This window comes from Pseudomonas sp. IT-196MI5 (assembly GCF_949767415.1).
GTDB lineage: Bacteria > Pseudomonadota > Gammaproteobacteria > Pseudomonadales > Pseudomonadaceae > Aquipseudomonas.
In genome coordinates, this window is record NZ_CATKPZ010000055.1 from 263,886 (window position 1) to 283,131 (window position 19,246).

The window sequence follows — 19,246 nt, forward strand, 5'->3', positions numbered from 1 at the left end:
CATCCTTGGCTGATTGCTCACAGGTTTTTGTACAGCCATTCGGGCATGTAGTACTTGCGTCGGTTGAACACGCTGCCGACCAGCTTCGCTCCCGCCTGGCTCAAGCGCTTGGCCGCGGCCTGGGCCACTTCCCAGCGGGTGTCTTCCGCGGGCACGACCAGGACCACACCGTCCACCTGGGTGCTGATGACCAGGGTGTCAGAGGCCGAATACACCGCGTCGCCGTCGATCACCACAAAGCGGTAGCGGATGCCGAGCTGATCGAGCAGCGGGCTCAGGCACTCGGGTGTCAGGTGCTCGTTGCCACGGAAGTAGCGGCCATATGGCAGAACGTGAAAGGGCAGGCTGGAGACGTCCACCACGCAGTCCTGCAACAAGGGCGGGCTCTGGGTGTTGAACATCAAGTCGCGAAACCCCCGTTCCTTGCTCAGCCCCAACTGTTGCGTGAGGTTGGTCGCCGACTGGCTGGCATCCACCAGCAGCACCAGGCCGCTGCTCATCTTCGCCAGTTGACTGGCCAGCGCCAGGGCGCTGGTGGTGGTGCCCGCGCCGGGGTTGGCGGCGGTCAGGTACAGGGTCCGCAGATTCTGGTCGAGTACGGTCGATGTCAGGTTGGACTCGCTCGGGCTGGCAATGCTGAGGCTTTTAGCCGATGAACCGTCCATTTAACTCGCTCCGTGACCGCTGAACACTTTGAAAGGGGTCTTCAGCAGAATCTTCAAATCAAGCAGCAGGCTCTGCTGGGCGATGTAGGCGAGGTCCAACTCAACGCGTTGGTCGAAGTCGATATTGCTGCGCCCGGAGATTTGCCACAGGCCGGTCATGCCGGGGTAGATGCTCAGGCGCGCGAGGTGCCTGTCCTCGTAGCGGTAGGCGTTGAACGAAGTCGGCCTGGGGCCTACCAGGCGCATGTCGCCGGTTACCACGTTGAACAGGTTCGGCAGCTCGTCGAGACTGGTGCGTCGCAGGAAACTGCCGATACCGGTGATGCGCGGGTCTTTGTCGATCTTGAAGTCGATGGCGTCGGCGCCATGCTTGTTCAGGTGCCGCAGGGACTCCTTGAGCTCCTCGGCGTTGACGACCATGGTGCGGAATTTGTACATGCCGAACAGGCGGCCGCGGTAGCCGGTGCGTTTCTGCACGAACATCACCGGCCCCGGGCTAGTCAGTTTGATGGCCAGCGCCAGCCCCAGCAGCACCGGGGAAATCAGCACCAGGACCAGTGCTGCGCCGAAACCGGCCAGGACGCGGTTGGTGCGCGACAGGGTCCACGACCGGCCACCTTCGCGACCGGTTATCCAGCCACAACCCTGCATGTGGATGGCGGCATCCATGCGCTTGCGTTGCTCGGGGTCCAGGCGCTTGTCCCTATGCATTTTGTTGAGGGGCATACTTTTTTCGTGTTCAGACATAGATTCTCCGCAGAGTTAAGCCGTGTGCGGCATGGACGACGCAGTCAGTCGCAAGTGCGGGACCAGGCAACGAAGCGCCCCGGTCCCTCATCGGGCACCCATAAAACCGGCTGCGGCAGTGACGAGAGTCTTCATGGATGGACGGCCTCGGGCACGATGTGGCGCAAGCCAATGCCGCTGTAGTGCAGGCCGGCGGCCGCCACCTGTTCCGGGCTGTACAGGTTGCGCCCGTCCACGATCACCCGGTTACGCAGTTTGCTCGCCAGCTTGTCGAAGTCGACCACGCGGAAGTTCTTCCACTCAGTGCAGATCACCAGGGCATCGGCGTCTTCGAGTGTGTCATCGCGGGTGGCGCACAGATGCAGGTCGTCGCGGTAGCCGTAAAGGCGCCGGCATTCGGACATGGCTTCCGGGTCGTAGGCCTGCACACTCGCGCCTTCGGCCCAGAGTGCCTCCATCAGGTAGCGGCTGGGTGCTTCGCGCATGTCATCGGTGTTGGGCTTGAACGCCAGGCCCCATACGGCGATGGACTTGCCGGCCAGTCCGCCGGGAAATTGCGCCTTGAGTTTGCTGAACAGGATATGCCGCTGGTGGTCGTTGACGTCGGTCACGCTACGCAGCAATTTCAGGGGCATTCCGGCCTGTTCGGCGGTGTGCAGCAGGGCGCGCAGGTCCTTGGGGAAGCACGAACCGCCGAAGCCGCAACCGGGGTAGATGAAGTGGTAACCGATGCGCGGGTCTGAGCCGATGCCTTTGCGCACGGCTTCGATATCAGCCCCCAGCAACTCGGTGAGGTTGGCCAGTTCGTTCATGAAGCTGATGCGCGTGGCCAGCATCGCGTTCGCCGCGTACTTGGTCAGCTCGGCGCTGCGGTTGTCCATGAACATCAATTTGTCGTGGTTGCGGCAGAACGGCGCGTAGAGCTCGCTCATCTGGCTACGGGCTTGATCGTCAGCGGTGCCGACGATGATCCGGTCCGGGCGCATGCAATCGGCCAGGGCACTGCCTTCCTTGAGAAACTCCGGATTGGACACCACCCGTACCTTCAGCGAACCTTTGCCGCCGCGCTGCAACTCTTCAACGGCAGTCGCGCTGACCTGGTCCGCCGTGCCGACCGGCACCGTGGACTTGATGATCAGGGTGCGGTCGGCCTCCATGAAACTGGCGATCTGCCGGGCCACGTTCAGCACATGGCTGAGGTCGGCCGAGCCGTCTTCGTCGGCGGGCGTACCGACGGCGATGAAAATCAGTTCGGCGTGCTCCACCGCATCGCTGGCCTGGGTGGTGAAGAGCAGGCGGCCGGCCTTGATGTTTTCCTCAAGGGTGCTGGAAAGCCCCGGCTCACTGATCGGTGGCACGGCCTGTTGCAGTTGCCGGATCTTGTTCGGATCGATGTCGACACACAGGACGCGATGTCCGACATCGGCCAGTGCCGCTGCTTGAATCAGGCCAACATAGCCCGTACCAAATACGCTTACGTCCATATTAGCGTGCCTCGCAAGACGTGGAGAGTTGCAAAACAAGACTGTCAAAAGGGGTATAGACCAGCCTCGGTAAACCGTGTCAGCAAACCGGCCTGTAAAGGGGGCAAGACACCCCCAAATGTGGGGGCGACCGCCATCAAGGTCGCAGCACTGTTGGCTTTCCCCCCGATTTTGGCTGTCTGGAGAAAATCTCAAGAAAGCGACAAGCGGTCGAAAGCCTTGAAATACAAGGGTTGTAGCTGCTTAAGTGTGTCAGGTTTGAGCCGCCGGATTGATGACGATTTTTAACATGGCTCGACAGCTCTTACGCTCTGGAGGCGCAATCTGGCGTTAAAAAATGTCCAACAACCTACTGCTCAAGTGCCTGATACACCGCAGGCATTTCGGCGGTGTAGCCGAGGATCGGTGAACAGGAGTCCATGAGCATGATGTTGTTGGGCCTGGATCAGCAGGGTGGCGCACAAGCGTGCTTTTTCATTGACCTTGCCGGGTTCGCCAGGCGCCCGGCGCGCACCCCAGCCACCGCAGGCAGGCACGGTTGAAGCTTTGCACATCGCTGTAGCCCAGGCGGTCGGAAATCTCCACCAGCTCCAGGTCCGTCCCCTGCAAAAAGTCTTCGGTCCGGTAGCGGCGGTATTCGTCGAGCAACTCGGAAAAACTCCAGCCCAATGCCTTCAAGCGTCGGGCGGCGGTGCGCTCGAGCAAATGCCGGGTGGTACAGAATCGCTGCCAGTTGGCTTCGGCGAGGTCGGTGATCAAATAGTCGCAGACTTGCTCCAGCAAGGTCGGCTCGCTGTTGCGTCGGGTCTGCTCCAGCAGTTCGACCAGCATGAGTTCCAGTTCATGATTGCCCGGCGTCAACGGGAACACGAACAGCTGTGGATCGAGGCGGATCGAGTGCTGCGCCTGCCCCCATTGCACTGGTGCGCCAAAGGCTTGTTCATGTACCTGCGGATTGGCCGTGCAGGAACCGGCCAGCCCGACGCCCAGAACCGGGTCACGTTCCATGCCGCTGGCGAGGAATTTGCGCCGCAACATGCTGCACAGGCTGATGAGGATGTAATCGGCGGTTGCCGCGCTGGTTTTCACGCTGCCGCGGTCGAGCAGGTGCAATTCGACGCGGTCGTCGCCGCGCACGATCCGGGCCTGGAAGTGCCCGTTGAAAAACGGAAAGAAGCGCACGAAATACTGGCAGGCGCTGTCCAGTGAATCGGCCACGTCGAACAGGTACGTCAGGCCGTTGGTGGCGGTGGAAGCGAATCGCCGACCGGCCGCCAGGCCGATCAGCGGGTCGCCGGTCTGTTCCATGGCAAATGCCCAGAAGCGCCGCGACATGAACAGCGGAATGCGCATGAATGGCGTGCGCAACTCGAACAGGCTGCGTCGCAACATCCCTTCGATACGTTCCCGGTCCACACCGCGGGCCAACAACTCTTCGATGGCCGGCAACAGGGTCGGCGCGTAGAACGCGTTGGGTATGGTTTGGTCGTGCAACGGCTGATCGCTTTTTGTCATGCAGGACTCACAGCTTGTTGCGGAACACGGGTCAGGCTGGCCGACGTTAAGCGATTTGCCGGAGCAAGACCATGCTTGATTTACGCCCGCTCGATGCCTTGCTCGAATCGCCTCACGCCGATTGGCAGGTGCGTTATTTATAGGTGACACCAAACCCTGTGGGAGCGAGCTTGCTCGCGATAGCGGTGTGTCATTCAATAAAGATGTCGACTGACCCGGCCCTATCGCGAGCAAGCTCGCTCCCACAAGGGTTGTGGCGTTGCAGACAGGCCTTAATTCGACGCCAGCAAGCGCCGGTCGACCGTCAACACCGCATCGACCATGGCCAGCGCGGCCGGTGTCAGGGAGTGGCCGGCGCGGCTGACGATACCGTAGTGCAATTGCAGACCCGGATCCTCCTCGGGTACATCGGCAAATTCCAGCAGGCGGACCAGGCCCTGGTCGACCAGCTCGGTCAAGGCCTCCACGGTGGCGATGCCCACCGCGTCGGAGCGCATCACCACGCGGCGGATGGCGTCGAACTGCGCGCATTCCACGCTGGGATTGAAGTCCGCCTCGCCCTGCGCGTCGGCGAGGATCTTGCGGATCATCGGCGGTATTCGCGTGCCGACCACCGCGTAGTCGAGCAGGGCGCGCAGGGACAGATTCTGCTGCTGCGCCAGGGGATGACCGACACGGCAAAAGAACCACCCGCGTCGGGGGCGCAGCAGCTGTACCTGATACTGCGGGTCCCCGGTGAAGTACCGCGCGTCAGCCACGAGGAATTCGATCTGCTGTTCACGAAGCCAAACTGCCAGTTGTTCCCAGTCGCCCTGGTGAAGACTGATGCGGATCGCCGGATGGGCCTGAATGAACTCCGCCAGCGCCTCGGGCACCAGCACCTGGGCCGGATACGGACCGCAGCCGAAGTGCAACTCGCCACCGGTCAGGCCGTTGTATTGCGTCAGTTCGTTGTGCAGGGCCTGGCTGCCGGCGAGCAGGCGCCGGGCATGTTGCAGCACCAGTTCGCCTTGACCGGTCAGGCGCAACTCGCGGCTGCTGCGCTCCACCAGCACGCAGTCGAGGTCGCGCTCCAGGGTCTGGATGCTGCGACTGAAGGCCGGTTGGCTGAGATTGATCGCCTCGGCGGCACGCCCGAAGTTGCGGTAATCGGCCAGGGCGACAAGGTGGCGGAGCTGTCGTAGGTCCATCATGCGTCTCCTGCATTTGGCGGATACTTTTAATGCATTGGATCGATAGCATAGAGGCTGGCATAAGTACACGCCTGTCCTCTCGCCGTAACCTGCCATGACCAGCCAACCGTTCATTTCCAGCGCCTTCATCCGCACCCTTCTCAGCCATGCCCGGCAGTCCGGCCTGTGCCAGGATCAACTGCTGCAACGGGCCGGCATCTGCCTGTCGTTGCTCGAAGGTCAGGACCTGCAGGTGCCCGCGCACCTGGTCGAACGCCTGTGGAATGAATGCGAGCGTGCGGGCGCGGGCGCATCGTTTGGCTGCGAATTGGCCAACGGCATGGCGACCACCACGCTGCGAGGTCTGAACATTCTGCTGGACTCTGCAGCGACCCTGCGTGCGAGCCTGGCGTGCTTCACCGATTTCCTGCCACGGGTGACTAACTACATCGTGGCGGAACTGGAGGAGGGTGATGGGCAGGCCCGCCTGCACTTGCGCGGGGCCGGTCAACCGGCGCATTTTTTCGGCCTCGATACGGCGACCGTGACGTTGGTGCGCAACATCGCTCGACGCCTGGGACGAGCGCCGGCGCAGGTGTTTGCGGCCGTTCGCGTGACGCCGCAACAGGCTGCCGGGCAGTGGTTGCGTAGCGTTGGTATCGAGGTGCTGGAGGGGGCGCACCCGTGTTTGAGCCTGCCAGCGGCCAGTCTCGATGAGCCGTTGCCAGGGGCCAATGGGTTTTTGCATCAGAGCATGTTGCGGCACTGGCAGACTGCTGCTGCGCAACATACCCGCAGTGACAGTCTGAAGTTGGCGCGGCACTGGTTGACGGCGGGTGATCAGCCGATTGAGCGGATTGCCGAGCGGTTGGGGTATCGGCAACCGAGTAATTTCATTCGGGCGTTTCGCAAGCAGTTCGGGATTACGCCCAAGCAGTTTCGCCTCTGTGATGTATCTGGTCGGCCGGCAGGTCGCCTTCGTCGGAACACCGCCCGGACCAGGCTCGCGCCTTGATCAACGATTTTGCAACCAGCTCAAAAAGCCACCTTTCTTGACCGCCACCGGTTTGGCCATCAAGGCCATCCGGCTGTTCTGCTGGCGCACCGCTTGCAGCTTGTTCAACGCCCGGTCGACTTCGCGGCGTTGCTCCATGCAACTGCGGGTCAGGGATTTGTCGAGGCGGTAAATGATGCTTGAGGTCAGAGCGGTGAACCGTGCCTGGGACGGTGTGTCGGCAAGAATGCTCTGTTCACCCATGACTTCGCTCGGTCCCATGCGTCCGGCTTCGATCTGCGTGCTGCCGTCGGGGACAGTGGCGCTGACCACGCCGGTGGCGATGACGAACAAACTGTCCGGCACTTCCTCCAGATCCAGCACCACCTCACCGGCCGCGTATTGCTGTGCCACCATGTTCCGGGCCAGACGATCACGTTCCTCGGCGCTCAGGGAACGGAAGATTTTCACTTCATCGAGCAAGGCCCGTGCGCGGGTCGACGGCTCGATCACGCCATCGGGCTGCCGGGAAATGCCGGCTGCTTCGAGGTGCCGATGGGCCAGGTCGAACAGTTGATTGCGCACTTCGCCCTTTTTTCCCAGTTCGGCGATGAAGCCGCTGGCCACGTATTCGGACATGGTTTCGCCGGCCTCCTTGAGCACGGCCTTGGGCGGTGGGTTGAGCAGCAGACTGCTGCTGCCCTGAAGGGTGCGGTCCAGGGCATCGAGTACCCGACGCGGACGGATGTGGTTGGGCACCTGAATGCTGATCGACACGCCGTGCATATTGGTCGGGCGGCTGAGGTTGACGATCTTCGCCTTGGCTGCCACCGAGTTTGGCACTACTGCCGTGCTGCCGGCGCTGGTCAGCAGGTGGGTGGCGCGCCAGTCGATGTCCAGCACTTTGCCTTCGACACCGTCGATGGAGACCCAGTCATCGACCTGATAGGGCTTGGTGGTGTTGAGCACGATACCGGAGAACACGTCGCTCAAAGTGCTCTGCAATGCCAGACCCACCACGATGGCGACGACGCCAGAAGTCGCCAGCAAACCTTTCACTGGCAGCTCCAGCACGTAGCCGGCGGCGGCGACGACGGCAACCAGGAACACCAGTGCGCCGATGACATCCTGCAACAGCCGACCACTGTGGCCGATGCGTCGCATCAGGACCAGACCGATCACTTCGGTCAGCACCCGCGCGGCGTACAGCCACCACAGGATTCCCAGCGCCGTAGCCCCGAGCTGCGCCACGCGATCATCGGCAAACAATGGCGCCTGCAACGGGCTGACGCCGGCGTTGATGATCACCGCGCTGAACAGCACAAACAGCGCCAGACGCACACCGACCCGGCTGACGCGATGCTTGAATGGCGCCAGGTGCCAGAGCAGGGCGTCGATGGCCAGCAGCAGGGTGCTCAGGGAGAGCAGGTGGGCGTAGACAAAGGACATGGGGATGCTCCGCTGGAAATGAGGTAGCGCAGATGAAGAGTACTGTTGTGGGAGCGAGCCTGCTCGCGATAGCGGTTCAACATTCAATGAAGATGTCGACTGATATTGCGCATCGTCGGAACGCCGCCCGGACCAGGCTCGCTCCTACAGAAAAGCCCCTCACCACACCGCCTGTGTGTGGTGAAGGGCAGGATCGCACGCGGTTAGGGAGCTGCCTGCAAGGGTGAATTCAACACCGTGAACACAGATTAATAGGGTGCCTGGAAGGGAAAAAGCGGCTATAAAGTGTTTGACTGTCAACCGGAAAGTGACAATGAACCCCTTCGAAGATATGCGTATTTTTTGCCAGGTGATGGACTCCGGCAGTTTTACGGCTGCCGCCGATCAATTGGGCCTGTCCAAGCAGTTTGTCAGCCGCCGCTTGATGCAACTCGAAGAGCGCCTGGGCGTGCGCTTGCTCAATCGCTCGACCCGGCGACTGGATGTCACGCCGCTGGGGCAAAGCTATTACGAGTCAGCCTTGCGCCTGCTCAGCGAAGTCGAACAAGTGGAGCAGGGCATCGCCGGCCAGACCACCGAGCCACGGGGGACCATTCGTGTGAGTGCGCCGCTGTCGTTCGCACTGGCGCATCTGGGGTGTCTGTTGCCGGTGTTTTTGCAGCGCTATCGCGACGTGACCGTGGAGATGGATTTGAGTGATCGCCCTGTGGATTTGCTCGGTGAAGGTTACGACCTGGCATTGCGCATTGGCATACTGGAAGACTCGACACTGATCGCTCGACGCATTGCCTCCATTGAACGGGTGTACTGCGCAAGCCCCGCGTACCTGGTCGAACGCGGCACGCCGCTCAAGCCTGAAGATTTGCACGGGCACGACTGCCTGCCGTACGGCCATGGTCGTCAGGTGCAATGGCGTTTTGCGGGGCAGGGCAAGCCATTGAGCGTCAATGTCAGCGGACGGATGCGGGTCAACAACGGTGAACTGCTCAAGGACGCAGCGATCGCCGGGCTGGGGATCACCTATTTGCCGACGTTCATTGTCGGTACGGCGCTGAAGGATGGAAGGCTGGTGCAAGTGCTGGAGGATTTCAGGCCGGAGCCGCTGACATTGTCTGCGGTCTATCCGCAACACCGGCAGAGTTCGCGGCCGGTGCAGGCGCTGGTTGAATTTTTGCGTGGGGAGCTGGATCAGTCTGAGGGCGGGCTGTAGAGCGGCTGATTGTCTGATTCACATTGACCACTGTAGGAGCCGGCTTGCCGGCGAAGGCGTTTTTGATGGCGCTGCACGTCCCAAGGCCGCCTTCGCTGCGATGCGGCGACCCGACAAGCCAGCTCACAAAAACGGGTACACACCGTCATTTTTTGTGTCCACACATTCCCTGTGGGAGCGAGCTTGCTCGCTCCCACAGGATATTTGTGTTGTATGGATTTCAGCGGGGATCAGGTCCTTTTGTCGTCGCCGGGCTCGGCATGGGCACCACGGTCATCGCCGGGTTCGCCATTGGCATGGACGCCACGATCATCGCCGGGCTCGCCATTGGCATGGACGCCACGGTCATCGCCGGGCTCGCCATTGGCATGGACGCCACGATCATCTCCGGGTTCGCCATTGGCATGGACGCCACGGTCATCGCCGGGCTCGCCGTTGGCATGGACGCCACGATCATCCCCAGGCTCATCATGGGTGCCGCTGCGTCCTGAGGACGAGGCCGTTCCGGAGTGGCTCGAACCGCTGTTGGCACTGCCATGACCACTGTTGCTGCCATGGTCGCCACTATGGCCGCTGCCGCTGTTGCTGCCATGGTCGCCGCCATGGTCGCCGCCATGGTCGCTTCCACCGTGACTGCCGCCACCGCCGCCACTACCGCCGCCGCCACCACTACCGCCACCGCCGCCACTACCGCCGCCGCCGCCACCACTACCACCGCCACCACTACCACCGCCGCCACCGCCGCCACCACTTCCGCCACCGCCACCGCCACTACTCCCGTCCTTGGCCTGAGCACTGGATACCCCGGACAGGCTGTCCGGAATCAATACGGTAGACGCCGACAGAACCGCGCCAATAGCTACTGCCAGTAAAAGCTTATTGATGAGCATGTCGTTCTCCGTCTTCTTATTCAGATTGGAACGTGGATGAACAATTGCAATGTGCTGCTTTTTTCCCCATGGGAACTTGTTAAACACCTCGACGGACTGGTTTATTCAGTTGGAGATTGAAAAGATGCAACGGGTAGCGCAGCCCTGCTCCATCAGGTCAGTGAATGCTCGAGGCCAGTTCGAAAATCGGGATGTACATCAGGATCACGATCACCCCGATCAACAGGCCGATGAAGGTCATGAGCAGGGGTTCGAACAGCCGCACGAACCATTCGATCCAGCGGCCGATTTCTTCGTCGTAGAAGTCGGCGCTGCGCTCCATCATCTGCCCGAGGTTGCCGGACTGTTCGCCGGCGCGCAGCAGGCGCAGGGATACCGGAGTCACCAGGTGATTGAGTTCCAGCGCGGTAGAAAGCGAGTGCCCCTCGCGCACCCGGTCGCAGGCCTGGTCCAGGCGCGCGCGGGAGGCGACGCTGAGCAAGCCACGGACCATGCCCATGGCGGTGACCAGGGGAATGCCGCCTTGCAGCAGTATGCCCAGCGAACGGTAGAAACGCGCCAGCTCATACATGAAGATGCGCTGGTGCACCGCGGGGAGTTTTTCGATCAGACGGTCCAGCCCCCGGCGAAAGGCCGGTTGGCGCTGGAGCAGGGCGAGGGCGACGATGATGGTCAGCAAGCCACCGAAGAATTCGCCCTGGTGGGTGTGCAGGAACATGCCGCTGCTCATCAGGATCTGCGACATCCATGGCAGGTTCGACCCCAGCCCTTCGAATACCAGGCTGAAGCGCGGTACGACGTAGCCCATCAAAAACAACACCACGCCACCTCCCACCACCAGCAACAGCATGGGGTAGATCGATGCGCTGACGATCTTCTGGCGAACCTCGTCCATGCGCTGGCGATAGCTGACATACCGGCCCAGGGCATCGCCCACGGCGCCGGTCTTCTCACTGGACTGCACCAGCGCCACGTACAAAGGCGGGAAAACCGCCGAAAGCTGCCCCAAGGCCTGGGAAAACGATTTTCCCTCGTACAGCAAGCGCACCAACTCGCTCAGGGTCTTGCGGGCTTGTGGCGCGTTTTCCTTTTCCGCCAGGCTTTCCAGCGCATCGATCAACGGCAGGCCGGCGTTGATCAATGTGGTCAGTTCCTGGCTGAACAATACCAGGTTGAAGGTCTCGCGCTTGTGCAGGCGCAAGGCCCGCCAATGTCGCTCGGCGTGCAGGCTGACGACTCGCAGGCCCTGGTCTTCGGCGATGCGCCTGGCTTCGCTGTGCCCCGGCGCCTCGACGGTCATCGAGACGACACCGGCTTTGCCGACGGCTTTGAGATGAAAGCGCATGGTCGCTTTTCCCGTCAGTTCCAGTTGGTGACTTCGGCGTTCTCGCCTTCGCCGCCGGGCTGTCCGTCCTTACCCAGGGACAACAGGTCGTACTCGCTGTTTTCACCGGGATAGCGATAGCTGTAGTTGTGGCCCCAGGGGTCTTGCGGGATTTTTTTCTGCAGGTACGGGCCGGTCCAGCGCGGTTCGTCGGCAGGGGCAGTGACCAGCGCCTGCAAGCCCTGTTCGGTCGACGGGTAGTGGCCGACCTCCAGGCGGTAAAGGTCCAGGGCTTTGCTCAAGCCTTCTATTTGCGCCTTGGCCACTTTCACTTCGGAACGGCCCAGTTGGGCGAAGTACTTCGGTGCCACGATGCCGGCCAACAGTCCCAGCACCACCAGTACCACCAACAGTTCGAGCAGGGTGAACCCGCTTTGGGGGCGCCGGGCATAGTCCAGATGCTGATACATGATGACCTCCCTCAGTCGACAGCAGAGTCGCTATACAAGCGCATGCAATTGCCATGCTCACGATTGGACATCCTTTTGTACTCCCTGTGCTACGGGCCTTTTCACTTACGGCACAGTGCTTGCGTATAGCTATTTTACTACCGGCCATTGGGGCAATACCCCCATTTTTCGGGGCCGGGTAGGGGAGGCATGACAATGAAAGCCATCATTGCAGGATTGCTCGGATTACTCGCGCTCGCTGGTGCCGCACAGGCCGATGTATTCGTTTCCGTGGATGCCAAGGGCAACTATGTCCTGTCCAATGTCCACCGCCCCGGACGCCACTATGAACGGGTGATCCATGAGCCTGCAGCGGCGGTCGTCAGCCTCGACCAGCAACCGCAGATGATCGCCGCGCAACCCTATGCTGAGCTGGTGTCGGCGGCGGCCACGGCCAACGAACTACCGGCGGCGCTGCTGCACGCAGTGATCAAGACCGAATCCGGCTACAACGCCCGCGCGACCTCACCCAAGGGCGCTCGCGGACTGATGCAGTTGATGCCCAGAATCGCCCGCGAAATGGGTGTGACCAACGCCTACGACCCCAAGGCGAACATTCAGGGTGGCGCCCGCTATCTCAAGCGCCTGATGACGATGTTCGACAACGATATCCGCCTCGCCGTGGCCGCCTACAACGCCGGTCCGCAAGCGGTGCTCAGCCGGGGCAACAGGATCCCGCCGTTCGCCGAAACCCTGCGTTATGTGCCCAATGTGCTGAACCACTATCGGCGTTTACAGGGGTTGTCCGCGGATGCGCCGCTGTGATCGAAACCCGTGGATGGTTTTCCCCGATAGTGGGAAATGGTGGCCCTGGCGAGAAAATGGGGGATTGGGTGGGGAATATCCCCCCGGCTTATCAAATCGTGATCATAACCAACTGATTAATAATGTGATTTTTTGTGGCACGCGGATTGCTCCAGACGATTTATCGAGAAGAGTTCCCCGATAACCCGCAGCGAGGCCCGAGTCCGGGATCGGCATATCCCACGCTTCGCCCTCGATCAATTTGCTGCGGGCGGCTGCCGGCGATTGCCTGACCATCAATCTGCAGAACCCGCAGACCTCCCACAAGGGTTGGGCAAGGCAGGAACAGATCGATAAAGAGGATTGTTGTTATGGACAGGACCACCACTATCGCTGGCGCCGCGGTGATTCTCGGGATGGCCTTGATCGGGTTCGGGGTATGGCGGACCGCGCCCCCGACTGCGCTCACCGACATCACCTTGCCCGACACCTGGAGCGACCGGACGCTGGAGCGTGACGGGATGTCGGTGGCCCTCGATGTAAAGCCCCTGGCCAGGGACGGCGTACTGCGTGAGGCCGGCATTGCCGACGTGCAATTTCCAGTGATGGACAAAGCCTCCGGTCAACCCTTGTCTGGCGTCGCGCCGGGTGTTCGGGCCATTCCCGGCGATACCCACTGAGAGGAAGCTGACATGAACCGATTCGCGCATCGCGGCCTGCTGACGTTCGGCCTGTTAGTCTTCGGTATCGGCCAGGCGCTGGCTCACTCGGCGGACGAGGACACCGGACACGACATGGCGGACCAAAAGGCCAGCCCGCAGACCGCTCGGATCAAGTTTGCCGACGTGACCCTGCTGGACCAGAACGGCAAGGTCGTCAGCCTGGAAAAAGACCTGGTGAGCAACAAGATCGTGGTCATGGGCTTCATCTACACCAGCTGCACTACGGTCTGCCCGGTGGTGTCCTCGATCATGGGCAAGGTGCAGAAGCACTTGGGCGCGCGGGTCGGCACCGAGGTACAACTGGTGTCGATCAGCATCGACCCGCAGCGTGATGATCCCCAACGCCTGAACGACTACGCCCGCACTTTCCAGCAGGGGCCGGGCTGGAGCTGGCTGACCGGCCCGCCGCAGTCGGTCACTGCCACCCTCATGGGCCTGGGCGCCTACAGCGGTGACGTCGAGAACCACTCGCCGCTGATTCTGGTGGGGGACGGCAACAACCGTTTCTGGACCCGCTACTACGGTTTCACCGACCCGACGGAGCTGGCCCGGGCCGTCGAGAAGCTCCGTGGTGAACGCAACATCCACGCCAAGCACACCGCTATCGCCATGGAGCATCAACCATGAGAGTCATCGACTGGTTCGCTCCGGGTGTCTGTTACGACACTTTCAGTTCAATGGCATTTGCCCGCGAAGGGCATGAGCAGGCCGCGCCCACGGTGGCCGACGGCAGCACCTGTATCTCCCTTACCAGTGATCCGCTGCGGGACACCCCGGCGGTACTCAAGGCTTATACCTTGAAACAGGGCGTCGATGAGCCCCACTGGTTTTTTCTTACCGGCGACAAGGCGCAAATGGACCTTGTCTTGGCTCGCATCGGCCAGATCGTGCCGCCCCCCGAGCAACACTCCACCCGGTCGATCGTCGGTGACGCGGCGAACGAGTGCTGGAGCAAAATCCATCCCGATGTTCTGGCAGCCGCCTTTGCCCAGCGCTTGCAGTGGCTGACAATTCCTGTGGCCGGTCGCTGAGCCACGGCCATGAATACTGCCCTCGTCCTTGGCCTTCTGCTTTTGGGCTGCATTGCGCTCAGTGCCCAGGCGCTGCCGCTGAGTCTCAGCGAAAGTGCCGGCAAGCGGTTGTACCGCGAAGGCGTGTCCGCCAGCGGTGAGCCGAACATGGCCCGGGTCGGCGCATCGAACAGGGTGCTGCCGGCCAAGCGCCTGGCCGAAGACCGCGATCCGGGCCTGACCCCCGACAGTCTGTACCTGGGCACGTTGTTGCCGACCACCGGGCCATTGAGCGAGGAGGGCGCCACAGTGGCGGCGGTGCTCAACGGCTGCGTGGCGCGTATCAACGCGGCGGGCGGCATTCATGGCCGGCAGTTGCGCCTGACCATCCTCGACCCCGGCGCCGACCGCGTCAGCGCCGAAAAGGCGCTGGACCGGTTGATCGATGAGGAACGGGTATTTGCCCTGATTGCACCGCTGGCGCCGGCATTGGACGTGGACCTCGCCGTGCGTCTGGAGCGGGCCGGCATCCCCCTGATCGGGCCGCTGTCCTTGCAGGGTACGCCCCACACCAGCCGGCAGATATTCGAACCGCTGCCGGGGCTTCGTGAGCAATTGATCGCCCTGGCCGAGTACGCCGGTGCCAGCCTGCGGGTGCTGCAGGGACCGACGCTGATCGCCTATCCGGACGACTCCGGCCAACGGCTGGCAGCGCAGGAACTCAGTCAGTACTTGCAGGGGCACGCCTGGCAAAAGGTGCGTCTGCAAGCCTACGACCCGACCAGAATTGATTTGCCCTTGGGGTCGCGCTCGGTATTTTATCTGGGCAGTGGCAGCGACTTCAGTCGTCTGGCCGAGCGTTTGCAAACGGCGGGGCAGGTGCCTTACCTGTTCGCCGCCTCGAACCAGGTGGCGGGCAATCTGATGCAGGTGCCTGACGGATTTTCCCGGCGGGTGTTCCTGGCCTATCCGTTCGTGCCCAGCGACTGGACCCTGGCCGGGCGCCAGGCCCTGACCCGGTTACGCGAACACCAGGGCCTGGGCGACCAGCACGCGGTGCTGCAAGTGGGCGCGTTCAGCTCGATGATGCTGCTCAGCGAAGGCATGAAGCAGGCCGGGCGGGATGCCAGCCGCGAGAAACTGGTCAGTGCCCTGGAAGGCCTGCGTGACTTCGATACCGGGCTGACGCCATTGATCAGCTTTGGTCCCGGCCGGCGCCAGGGCTTGAGCGGTGCCCATATCGTCACGGTCGATCTGCCGGGGCAGCGTTTCTATCTGGTCGCCCCCTATAAACCCATTGCTGCAACGCCCTGACCGGAGGCCGATCATGAAACCCGACACTTTGCAGGTCCCGCTGCCGCAGCGGGTGCCCGGTGCAGACGCTTTCACTGGCGACGCCGCGCGACTACGCTTAACCGGGACAAATTCACTGGCGCCATTGCGCTCGCGCAATCGAATCGAGCGAATGGACGATGAATAGGGGGTTTCCCCAATATTGGGGAAAAAACGACAATACCAATCCGGTCGCTTTCCCCATTTTTGGGGGATGAAATGGCTGTACAAGAGGGCATTGTTTTTAAATTCAAGGACATGAAGACCTGAATATACCGGTGCCCAGCCTGGCGTGAAGTGTGCATAAGCCCTGTCAAGGCGTGCACTCAGTCAGGTTCAAACCCGGACCTGAAGTTTCAAGGAGTCCACCTTGTTAAATAAAGTACTGGTTGTTGATGACGAACAGTTGTTGGCGGAAAACCTCCAGGGTTACCTGCAGGCGCAAGCGCTGGATGTCCGGATTGCCCACGACGGTGCGCAAGGAATCGCTGAAGCCGACGATTTTGCACCGGATGTGATGGTGTTCGATTACCGCTTACCCGATATGGAAGGCTTTCAGGTGCTCGATGCCATACGCCAGAACAGGGTTTGTCATTTTGTGCTGATCACAGGGCATCCCACCGCAGAAGTCTGCGAGCGGGCCAGGCTAATGGGAGTCAGCCATATCCTGTTCAAACCCTTTCCATTGGCGGAATTGGCCCGTGCGGTGCTTGATCTTCTGGGCAGGCGACGCGACCCCAAAGCGGGTGTAAGCACTTGCGAAGGATTCGTCGAGCGACGCCAGAGCAGGACCGAAAGTTTCCCGCTGCAGTTGTACGACGGTAGTTGGGTGCTTGCAGATCGCCGAAAAAGTGCATCGGCCTCCATGGCACCAGACGACGAACAATTGCTCACCGGGGAGTAGTGGCGCGACAGGACGTTCCGGCCCCCGCCGAAATGGCTCGCCGCGCCGACAGGGCTCAAAGCCCCGGGCGTTGGAGAGCAAGCCATGGACCGTCTATCCCTTGCAGTAGAACCGGCGCAACCGGAATGTGTACCGACTCGCTTCACCCGTGAACAACTGGCCCAGGCCCGGGCCCTGGCGACCAGTTCCGGCGAGCGGATGCTCGATGCCCTCGCAACGTTGAGTGAACTGGCTCCCATGCCCTTCATCCAGTGCCTGGGCGTCACCTTGCATTACCCGGTGCTCGACACCGACAGCCTGTTCAAATCCACGCCGGTGTTCGACCGGGTGACCCTGGCCCGATGCCTCAAGCGCGAATTCATCCTGCTGCGTCATAACGATGCGGTCATCGGTGTGTTCGCCGACCCCTTCGACAGTGCGCGCCTGGCCTGGATCGATGAGTGTCTGCAAGGCGCGCCGCTGTACCTGGTGCATGCCGATGACCTGAAGGCCTATCTGGCGCGTCACGAAGAAAGCTTCCATGCGGTGGAGTCGCTCAACGCCCAGAGCGACGCCGGTGCCGAGATCGACAACCTGCAAAGCCTGTCCCTGACCAGCATCAGCGAAGATTCCAGCGTGGTGGTCAAACTGGTCAACTCGACCCTGTACGACGCGCTGAAAATGCACGCCAGCGACATCCACCTTGGCACCACCGGCAGCGGCCTGGTCATCAAGTACCGGATCGACGGCGTGCTCAACAACATCAGCAAGATCCAGGGCAGCGAGTTCTCCGAGCAGGTGATTTCCCGGGTCAAGGTCATGGCCGAACTGGACATCGGCGAAAAACGCGTGCCCCAGGATGGTCGCTTCAAGATCGGCATCAGTGGCCGGCAGATCGACTTCCGGGTGTCGATCATGCCGAGCATTTTCGGGGAAGACGCAGTGCTGCGGGTGCTCGACAAACAGGACCTCGCCGACAAGGTCTGCGGCGTGCAATTGCAGGCCCTGGGCTTTGAAGAAGAAACCCTGCGCCAGCTGCGCCGGCTGGCCGCCGAACCCTATGGCATGGTGCTGGTGACCGGGCCTACCGGTAGCGGCAAGACCACCACCCTGTACGCGATGATCACCGAGATCAACCACGGTGTGGACAAGATCATCACCATCGAAGACCCGGTGGAGTATCAACTGCCGGGCGTGCTGCAAATCCCCGTCAACGAGAAGAAAGGCCTGACGTTCGCCCGGGGCCTGCGCTCGATCCTGCGCCATGACCCGGACAAGATCATGGTCGGTGAAATCCGCGACCCGGACACCGCACAGATCGCCGTGCAATCGGCGCTCACCGGTCACCTGGTGTTCACCACCATCCACGCCAACAACGTGTTCGACGTGATCGGCCGTTTCACCCAGATGGAAATCGATCCCTACAGCCTGGTCTCGGCACTCAATGCCGTGCTGGCCCAGCGGTTGATCCGCCTGGTCTGCACCAGTTGCAGCAGTCCTTACAGCCCGACAGAAGAAGAGCTGGAGGTCTCGGGGCTTGATCGACAAAAGGTCGCTCATTACCGGTTCGTCCACGGCAAGGGCTGCGGGCATTGCCGGGGCACCGGTTATCGCGGGCGTAGCGCGATTGCCGAACTGCTGCACCTGGACGATGAACTGCGGCAAATGATCGTCGAGCGCCAACCCATATCGAAAATCAAGGCCCATGCCTGCAAACGAGGCTTGCGCCTGTTGCGCGAGTCGGCGCTGGAGATGGTGGAACAAGGCCGGACCACGCTCGAGGAGATCAATCGTGTCACTTTTGTCTCGTGAGCGATTCGTCGCCGTGCTCGGCGCCAGCGGTGTTGGCCTGGGGCAACGGCAAGGCAGTGCAATCCGTTGGCTGGGCAGCGTCGGCTACATCGACGAAGGCTTCCAGGCCTGGACGGTGGCGCTCGACACCCTCGACCATTTGCTGGCCGATCACACCGTTGCCGGGGCGGAACTGACCGTGGTGATCTCCGGGCACTTCAGTCGCTATTGCCTGGTGCCCTGGAGTGAGCAGATCAGCAGCCCGGCCGAATTGCTCGGCTTCGCCCAACTGTGTTTCGAAGACCTCTACGGTGTCCCGACGCAACCCTGGAGCCTGGTGTTCTCGCCTGAGCCCGCCGGTTACGACCGCATCGCCACCGCGCTGCCCCAGGACTTGCTCGAACGCCTGCGCACCCTGGTCAGCGCGCGCGGATTGCGCCTGCGTTCGGTGCAGCCGTACCTGATGGCGGCGTTCAACCATTTCGATAAAAGCTTTGAGGCCGGGGACTTCCTGTTCGTGGTCGCCGAACCGGTACGCAGCGTGCTGCTGTTGGCCCGGGAAGGGCGCTGGACCTCGGTGCGTTCGGTGGGCAGCAGCGACAGCGATGCCGCGCTGACTGCGCTGATCGGCCGTGAAAACCAGTTGCAGGCTTGCTCGAGCGAACGACCGTTGAATGTCTACCTGCATGCACCGGCGCGTATCGATTCGCCTCCCGACGTGCCCGGTGTGCATCTGCGCAACCTCGAAGAAGACCGGACAGCCGTACGCGATTGCCTGTACGTCATGTCTCGGGCGGTGGCCTGA

At 61.8% G+C, this 19,246-nt stretch carries 20 protein-coding genes; 11 read left to right on the forward strand and 9 right to left on the reverse strand.

The genetic code is table 11. The features are described 5' to 3' along the window. Positions 1 to 17: 17 nt before the first annotated feature. The 5 genes from ACM6IK_RS23900 to ACM6IK_RS23920 form a co-directional block, all read right to left on the reverse strand. On the reverse strand, positions 18 to 665 hold the full coding sequence (locus ACM6IK_RS23900; RefSeq protein ID WP_414876279.1) for a CpsD/CapB family tyrosine-protein kinase: 648 nt from the start codon (positions 663 to 665) through the stop codon (positions 18 to 20). Next, positions 666 to 1,412, reverse strand: coding sequence for a sugar transferase (locus ACM6IK_RS23905; protein ID WP_414876280.1), 747 nt, complete (start codon positions 1,410 to 1,412; stop codon positions 666 to 668). Positions 1,413 to 1,543: 131 nt separating this feature from the next. Further along, complete coding sequence (locus ACM6IK_RS23910) at positions 1,544 to 2,896, reverse strand: UDP-glucose dehydrogenase family protein (RefSeq protein ID WP_414876281.1); 1,353 nt, start codon at positions 2,894 to 2,896, stop codon at positions 1,544 to 1,546. Positions 2,897 to 3,370: 474 nt separating this feature from the next. Further along, positions 3,371 to 4,411, reverse strand: a complete 1,041-nt coding sequence (locus tag ACM6IK_RS23915; protein WP_414876282.1) for an AraC family transcriptional regulator ligand-binding domain-containing protein — start codon at positions 4,409 to 4,411, stop codon at positions 3,371 to 3,373. A 272-nt stretch (positions 4,412 to 4,683) separates the two neighbouring features. Further along, positions 4,684 to 5,601 carry a LysR family transcriptional regulator gene (locus ACM6IK_RS23920; protein WP_414876283.1) on the reverse strand — a complete coding sequence of 306 codons (918 nt, stop codon included), beginning with the start codon at positions 5,599 to 5,601 and terminating at the stop codon, positions 4,684 to 4,686. 97 nt (positions 5,602 to 5,698) lie between these two features. Here ACM6IK_RS23920 and ACM6IK_RS23925 point away from each other — a divergent pair, with 97 nt between their 5' ends. Then, positions 5,699 to 6,598 (forward strand): helix-turn-helix domain-containing protein, encoded by a 900-nt coding sequence (locus ACM6IK_RS23925; protein ID WP_414876284.1) that lies wholly within the window; start codon positions 5,699 to 5,701, stop codon positions 6,596 to 6,598. On the opposite strand, the gene ACM6IK_RS23930 is transcribed toward ACM6IK_RS23925, so the two are convergent. Beyond that, a complete protein-coding gene (locus ACM6IK_RS23930) occupies positions 6,599 to 8,026 on the reverse strand; it encodes a mechanosensitive ion channel domain-containing protein (RefSeq protein ID WP_414876285.1) in 1,428 nt (475 codons plus the stop codon). A gap of 313 nt (positions 8,027 to 8,339) precedes the next feature. Between ACM6IK_RS23930 and ACM6IK_RS23935 the strand changes: the two genes are divergently transcribed. Continuing rightward, positions 8,340 to 9,236 carry a LysR family transcriptional regulator gene (locus ACM6IK_RS23935; RefSeq protein ID WP_414876286.1) on the forward strand — a complete coding sequence of 299 codons (897 nt, stop codon included), beginning with the start codon at positions 8,340 to 8,342 and terminating at the stop codon, positions 9,234 to 9,236. Between the two features lie 230 nt (positions 9,237 to 9,466). Here ACM6IK_RS23935 and ACM6IK_RS23940 read toward each other — a convergent pair whose 3' ends face one another. The 3 genes from ACM6IK_RS23940 to gspG form a co-directional block, all read right to left on the reverse strand. Further along, positions 9,467 to 10,126 carry a hypothetical protein gene (locus ACM6IK_RS23940; RefSeq protein ID WP_414876287.1) on the reverse strand — a complete coding sequence of 220 codons (660 nt, stop codon included), beginning with the start codon at positions 10,124 to 10,126 and terminating at the stop codon, positions 9,467 to 9,469. Positions 10,127 to 10,283: 157 nt separating this feature from the next. Then, positions 10,284 to 11,471 carry a type II secretion system F family protein gene (locus ACM6IK_RS23945; RefSeq protein ID WP_414876288.1) on the reverse strand — a complete coding sequence of 396 codons (1,188 nt, stop codon included), beginning with the start codon at positions 11,469 to 11,471 and terminating at the stop codon, positions 10,284 to 10,286. Positions 11,472 to 11,485: 14 nt separating this feature from the next. Further along, positions 11,486 to 11,920: a type II secretion system major pseudopilin GspG gene (gspG, locus tag ACM6IK_RS23950; RefSeq protein WP_414876289.1), complete on the reverse strand. Its 435-nt coding sequence runs from the start codon at positions 11,918 to 11,920 to the stop codon at positions 11,486 to 11,488. Between the two features lie 195 nt (positions 11,921 to 12,115). On the opposite strand from gspG, the gene ACM6IK_RS23955 reads away from it, so the two are divergent. From ACM6IK_RS23955 to ACM6IK_RS23995, 9 genes are all read left to right on the forward strand, one after another. Then, positions 12,116 to 12,724, forward strand: coding sequence for a lytic transglycosylase domain-containing protein (locus ACM6IK_RS23955; RefSeq protein ID WP_414876290.1), 609 nt, complete (start codon positions 12,116 to 12,118; stop codon positions 12,722 to 12,724). 350 nt (positions 12,725 to 13,074) lie between these two features. Beyond that, a complete protein-coding gene (locus ACM6IK_RS23960) occupies positions 13,075 to 13,383 on the forward strand; it encodes a hypothetical protein (RefSeq protein ID WP_414876291.1) in 309 nt (102 codons plus the stop codon). A gap of 12 nt (positions 13,384 to 13,395) precedes the next feature. Next, positions 13,396 to 14,052, forward strand: a complete 657-nt coding sequence (locus tag ACM6IK_RS23965; RefSeq protein ID WP_414876292.1) for an SCO family protein — start codon at positions 13,396 to 13,398, stop codon at positions 14,050 to 14,052. Next, on the forward strand, positions 14,049 to 14,456 hold the full coding sequence (locus tag ACM6IK_RS23970) for an SCO family protein (protein ID WP_414876293.1): 408 nt from the start codon (positions 14,049 to 14,051) through the stop codon (positions 14,454 to 14,456). Before ACM6IK_RS23965 ends, ACM6IK_RS23970 begins: the two co-directional genes overlap by 4 nt. Before the next feature lie 9 nt (positions 14,457 to 14,465). Then, positions 14,466 to 15,749, forward strand: a complete 1,284-nt coding sequence (locus tag ACM6IK_RS23975) for an ABC transporter substrate-binding protein (protein ID WP_414876294.1) — start codon at positions 14,466 to 14,468, stop codon at positions 15,747 to 15,749. Positions 15,750 to 15,762: 13 nt separating this feature from the next. Then, the gene (locus ACM6IK_RS23980; RefSeq protein ID WP_414876295.1) at positions 15,763 to 15,915 is read left to right on the forward strand and encodes a hypothetical protein; all 153 of its coding nucleotides are present in this window, start codon (positions 15,763 to 15,765) and stop codon (positions 15,913 to 15,915) included. A 222-nt stretch (positions 15,916 to 16,137) separates the two neighbouring features. Then, positions 16,138 to 16,671: a response regulator gene (locus tag ACM6IK_RS23985; RefSeq protein WP_414876296.1), complete on the forward strand. Its 534-nt coding sequence runs from the start codon at positions 16,138 to 16,140 to the stop codon at positions 16,669 to 16,671. Positions 16,672 to 16,755: 84 nt separating this feature from the next. Continuing rightward, positions 16,756 to 18,462: a GspE/PulE family protein gene (locus tag ACM6IK_RS23990; RefSeq protein ID WP_414876297.1), complete on the forward strand. Its 1,707-nt coding sequence runs from the start codon at positions 16,756 to 16,758 to the stop codon at positions 18,460 to 18,462. Next, the gene (locus ACM6IK_RS23995; RefSeq protein ID WP_414876298.1) at positions 18,443 to 19,246 is read left to right on the forward strand and encodes a hypothetical protein; all 804 of its coding nucleotides are present in this window, start codon (positions 18,443 to 18,445) and stop codon (positions 19,244 to 19,246) included. Before ACM6IK_RS23990 ends, ACM6IK_RS23995 begins: the two co-directional genes overlap by 20 nt.

Excerpts from the sequence above, each read along its gene's own strand:
- ACM6IK_RS23900 (WP_414876279.1), bottom strand. The coding sequence starts at position 665 with ATGGACGGTTCATCGGCTAAAAGCCTCAGCATTGCCAGCCCGAGCGAG.
- ACM6IK_RS23905 (WP_414876280.1), bottom strand. The coding sequence starts at position 1,412 with ATGTCTGAACACGAAAAAAGTATGCCCCTCAACAAAATGCATAGGGAC.
- ACM6IK_RS23910 (WP_414876281.1), bottom strand. The coding sequence starts at position 2,896 with ATGGACGTAAGCGTATTTGGTACGGGCTATGTTGGCCTGATTCAAGCA.
- ACM6IK_RS23915 (WP_414876282.1), bottom strand. The coding sequence starts at position 4,411 with ATGACAAAAAGCGATCAGCCGTTGCACGACCAAACCATACCCAACGCG.
- ACM6IK_RS23920 (WP_414876283.1), bottom strand. The coding sequence starts at position 5,601 with ATGGACCTACGACAGCTCCGCCACCTTGTCGCCCTGGCCGATTACCGC.
- ACM6IK_RS23925 (WP_414876284.1), top strand. The coding sequence starts at position 5,699 with ATGACCAGCCAACCGTTCATTTCCAGCGCCTTCATCCGCACCCTTCTC.
- ACM6IK_RS23930 (WP_414876285.1), bottom strand. The coding sequence starts at position 8,026 with ATGTCCTTTGTCTACGCCCACCTGCTCTCCCTGAGCACCCTGCTGCTG.
- ACM6IK_RS23935 (WP_414876286.1), top strand. The coding sequence starts at position 8,340 with ATGAACCCCTTCGAAGATATGCGTATTTTTTGCCAGGTGATGGACTCC.
- ACM6IK_RS23940 (WP_414876287.1), bottom strand. The coding sequence starts at position 10,126 with ATGCTCATCAATAAGCTTTTACTGGCAGTAGCTATTGGCGCGGTTCTG.
- ACM6IK_RS23945 (WP_414876288.1), bottom strand. The coding sequence starts at position 11,471 with ATGCGCTTTCATCTCAAAGCCGTCGGCAAAGCCGGTGTCGTCTCGATG.
- gspG (WP_414876289.1), bottom strand. The coding sequence starts at position 11,920 with ATGTATCAGCATCTGGACTATGCCCGGCGCCCCCAAAGCGGGTTCACC.
- ACM6IK_RS23955 (WP_414876290.1), top strand. The coding sequence starts at position 12,116 with ATGAAAGCCATCATTGCAGGATTGCTCGGATTACTCGCGCTCGCTGGT.
- ACM6IK_RS23960 (WP_414876291.1), top strand. The coding sequence starts at position 13,075 with ATGGACAGGACCACCACTATCGCTGGCGCCGCGGTGATTCTCGGGATG.
- ACM6IK_RS23965 (WP_414876292.1), top strand. The coding sequence starts at position 13,396 with ATGAACCGATTCGCGCATCGCGGCCTGCTGACGTTCGGCCTGTTAGTC.
- ACM6IK_RS23970 (WP_414876293.1), top strand. The coding sequence starts at position 14,049 with ATGAGAGTCATCGACTGGTTCGCTCCGGGTGTCTGTTACGACACTTTC.
- ACM6IK_RS23975 (WP_414876294.1), top strand. The coding sequence starts at position 14,466 with ATGAATACTGCCCTCGTCCTTGGCCTTCTGCTTTTGGGCTGCATTGCG.
- ACM6IK_RS23980 (WP_414876295.1), top strand. The coding sequence starts at position 15,763 with ATGAAACCCGACACTTTGCAGGTCCCGCTGCCGCAGCGGGTGCCCGGT.
- ACM6IK_RS23990 (WP_414876297.1), top strand. The coding sequence starts at position 16,756 with ATGGACCGTCTATCCCTTGCAGTAGAACCGGCGCAACCGGAATGTGTA.